Annotated in this window: 4 protein-coding genes; 3 read left to right on the forward strand and 1 reads right to left on the reverse strand. The window is 45.5% G+C overall.

Features of this window, described 5'->3' with window-relative positions:
• Positions 1 to 1,009 (forward strand): ABC transporter substrate-binding protein (locus tag RMO52_RS09420; protein WP_310413305.1); only part of this gene is annotated, 1,009 nt, incomplete at its 5' end.
• A gap of 207 nt (positions 1,010 to 1,216) precedes the next feature.
• Here the strand turns inward: RMO52_RS09420 and RMO52_RS09425 are convergent.
• The gene (locus tag RMO52_RS09425) at positions 1,217 to 2,287 is read right to left on the reverse strand and encodes a hypothetical protein (protein ID WP_310413308.1); all 1,071 of its coding nucleotides are present in this window, start codon (positions 2,285 to 2,287) and stop codon (positions 1,217 to 1,219) included.
• A gap of 293 nt (positions 2,288 to 2,580) precedes the next feature.
• Here RMO52_RS09425 and ruvA point away from each other — a divergent pair, with 293 nt between their 5' ends.
• Positions 2,581 to 3,204: a Holliday junction branch migration protein RuvA gene (gene ruvA, locus RMO52_RS09430; RefSeq protein ID WP_309741771.1), complete on the forward strand. Its 624-nt coding sequence runs from the start codon at positions 2,581 to 2,583 to the stop codon at positions 3,202 to 3,204.
• A gap of 142 nt (positions 3,205 to 3,346) precedes the next feature.
• Entirely contained in the window at positions 3,347 to 3,910 is a 564-nt protein-coding gene (locus RMO52_RS09435; RefSeq protein ID WP_309741769.1) for a DUF3727 domain-containing protein, read from the forward strand.
• The last annotated feature ends 72 nt before the right edge of the window (positions 3,911 to 3,982 follow it).

Here is a 3,982-nt window from a genome sequence, read left to right on the forward strand (position 1 = left end):
GGTGATGATTGTCTCACCTGGAAGTACCAGTCCCATTTTCACCGAACGCGCCAAAGCCGGTAAATATCAAGGTTATTGGGCGCGGACAGCTCCACCAGATACCTATCAAGCCCAAGCAATGGCACAATTAGCCATCAAACAAGGATTCAAAAAAGTCGCCACGATCGCGATTAATAATGACTATGGTGTCGGCTTTGAAAAAGAGTTTGTTGCTTCCTTCAAAAAACTGGGTGGTACGGTTACCAATGAAGCCAAACCTACCCGTTATGATGCCAAAGGTACGACATTCTCATCCGAAGTCAAAGCCGCCTTTGAAGGCAAACCCCAAGCCATTGCCGCTTTAGTATATCCCGATACTGGTTCGATCTTGCTCAAAGACGCTTACGAACAGGGGTTGAGCAAAGGTGTGACAATTATGCTCCCCGACGGTGCCTACTCGCCAAAATTCCCCGATCAGGTCGGTAAAGACAAAGATAACAAATTTATTCTCGCTGGGGCGATTGGTACCGTTCCTGGGGCACATGGCAAGGCTCTAGCAGACTTTAATAAAAAGTGGACGGCGACCGGAAAACCCCTCACTGCGTACCTCCAACACTCTTGGGATGCCGCTGCCCTAATTATGCTCGCGGCTCAATCAGCCAAAACCAATACTGGTGAAGGCATCGCTAGTAAAATTCGCGAAGTAGCTGGCGGTACTGGCAAAGAAGTGTCCGATCTTTGTGAAGCCATCACTCTGCTCAAAGCTGGCACAAAAATCAACTACCAAGGTGCCAGCGGTAATGTCGATCTCGACGTTCAAGGCGATGTCGTCGGTACTTATGATATCTGGCAAGTCCAACCCGATGGTACGCTCAAAACGATCGACATAGTAAATATCCAAACCGCTGCTGGAGCTGGCGCAGCACCTAAAGCTGAGAATAAACCTAGCGACAAACCCGCCCAAAAGCCCAAAGTCGAAGGTAAACCCGCCGCCACATCCACGCCAGCAGTCCCCGGCAAGCAAGGATAAACTCGCAGCTTGGATCGAACAAAGTTACTAGTATTGAGAGGGTAGAGGGTAGGGGCAATTCATGAATTGCCTCTACTCTCGATCGTCCTAACAGCCTAAAGCCCAAAACCTAATCGATATTCGCCGTAATTTCACGAGTAATAAAAAAGACTCCGAATGCCCCCACAGATTGAGTACTGCGAGATCCTCTTTGGCGATATTCGATCGTCAATTTGCCTGCGGTAAAACAATGAGATTATTCGCGATTTCTAACTGAATCCGATTTTTTGAAATAACATCTCGCCAGTTTTCATATTCTACTGGCTGACAGTATCGATCGAGCTGTGGATTATATATACCTTCAATCCCGGTCATTACTTGCATCACATTAGTTGCCGCAGCCTTCACACCATCATCTGTCGATCGAGCGCCACCATAAAAATCATTACCAGGCCAAGAAACATGGTCCCACGCAACCATACTAAATAATTTTAAATTGGTAAAATTATCACCAGTTTCTGCATATTGTTGAGGTGTGCATAACTGCGGTTTGTTCGCATTTCCTCTTAGCAAAGGTCGAATTAATAAACTAATCCCACCGATCTCGATCCGCTCATTTTCGCATTCGCTATATGGATCGTAGTAGACAGCTTTGATGTTTGTAAAATCTCGACCGTGAGTTTGCAAGAATCTTACCAGCATATTTCTAAGTTCTGTACCTAATTGACCCCTAAATACACCAGCAAATTGTCCGCAACCCATACCTGGAATTGTGAACAGTGCCATCTTATCCTCTTGCTGAGCGAGAGCGTTGACATAAGTAAATACGGGCAAAAATCGCCGCTCGTAGAGTCGGTAATATCCCTCAGAATCGATCGCGCCATCGGCAGTAACTTCCTCCCAATCTACAGGCGTTATCCGATTACCGTTTCGCAGCAGTGCGCCTGGAGTAAAAATCAGCGTCGCAGGAAATGGAATTTCATGGATGTCGGGCTGGCGATGTCTGCCATTATCATAGACAGTGACGGGTGTCACGATACTCAGATCGCCTAAGATGGCAAGTTCATCTTGATTCCAATCAATTCCATTACCATAAATCTCTGATTCGGCAAAAATTTGGGGACGTTTTGTTCGCATCAATAGTTCGATAAACTCGGGAATAGTGACGCGATTGAGATCGATGTTTTTTAAGCGATGATGCAAGTATTCACCAGCTCTATTACCAGCTTTAAGTCGAGCGAGATACGCGATCGCGTTCTGATATGTTTGGAGATTAATTAAGGTTTGATAATTTTTCATATAAGTAGGTAGGTGCAATTATTTATAAAGTAGACTATACCTGAAACCTAGTTGGTGGGCAGTGCCCACCCTACGCAATAACTTCCGCCTGGAGGTTTCCTCCAGGTTGTGTGCGTCAAGACAAGCAGGGGGATTTGGATTTTGAAACGAAGTCCAGCCGACTAGTAAATACCCATTCGCCCGATCGGGACGAGGGACGATAAAATAAGATGTAACTCTGACTGGTTTTTTAGTTGCTTATCGACGATCGCCATCCGTTTACAACTAGTTCGGGAATTTCTTTTTTTAGATAGATGATTAGTTATCTCAAAGGCATCGCCATTCAGATCCAGACTCCGACTAATACTCGGTCTATTTTAGTACTGGAAGTCAACCAAGTGGGGTATGAATTACAGGTACCGCAGCGAATGGCACTTGAAGTGGCAATCGGTACCGAAATTCAGGTATTTACACATCAGCAGGTGCGCGAAGATGCGATCTCTCTCTACGGCTTTAGTTCGACAGCCGAACGGGATTTATTTCGCCAGCTAATTAGTGTCAGTGGGGTTGGTGCTAGTCTGGCGATCGCGTTATTGGACAAACTAGGACTCGCCGATACGGTGTCGGCGATCGTCACTAGCAATATCCAACGCCTCTCGACAGCGCCAGGAGTGGGTAAAAAGACTGCCGAACGTTTAGCACTCGAACTTCGTAGTAAACTAGGACAATGGCGAGTCGCCTCTGGATTGAGCGAATCATTACCCCTGACTAGTCTCAATTCAACTATGCAGGCTGAAGTTGAAATGACATTGTTAGCTTTAGGCTATACAAATGATGAAATTCATCAGGCATTACAAGCCATTAGTCAAGATAGTTTGATGGTCAAAAGTCCCAACATTGAAGATTGGCTGCGCCTAGCGATTTCTAGCCTCCAATAAGTCGATCGGTTATGGATAATCGCCGCTGGTATGGTATTCTAATGTGTGGCTTTCATCATTTTATCGTGATGTCAAGAGCATCCCAGCATTACAACTCAAATTACAACACAGTCCTCAATATTATAATTTAAGATTATATTACATGTCCTCATCACCCCAGACTGAAGATTTTGATGATGCTGAGTTAGTCACACTCACCGATGAATTTGGGCGTCAACTCCCTTGTTACATCGAACGCGAACTCGAACTCGATGGCAAGACTTATTTGCTATTATTGCCAGAAAATGCACCAATTGAAATTTTTGCTTGGGATGAAGATGATGATGTTACCGAACTAGTTTCTGTCGAAGAAGAAGCCGAAATCGAGCGGATTTTTGCGGATGCTCATGCCGTACTTTCCGAGCAAAATCTCGCGCTCAAACGGACGGCATTTACCCTCAGCGCAGTTGGTGAATTACCGCCGCTCGATCCGACTGAAGTAGTCACGATCGAACTCGATGAGGATGACGACCAATTAGAGCCAGAAGAATTTCAAATTTTGGCGAGGTTTTATAACGAAGAACAGGAATATGCCATTTGTACTCCTGTAGATCCGCTGCTGTTCTTTGGTAAAGCCGATGCTAATGGTCTAATCTCGCTCCTCTCCGAAGAAGAAGCCGAACAACTCCAACCAATGCTCGAGGATATGTTATTGGATGAAATCTAGCTCTGGAGGATTACCCTTGAAACAAGCTAAAAATACTCCGAGGTGGTTGTCGATCGCAACACCGCTCGCACT

It is taken from the genome of Chamaesiphon sp. OTE_8_metabat_110 (assembly GCF_031382685.1).
In the GTDB taxonomy this organism is placed as follows: Bacteria; Cyanobacteriota; Cyanobacteriia; order Cyanobacteriales; family Chamaesiphonaceae; genus Chamaesiphon.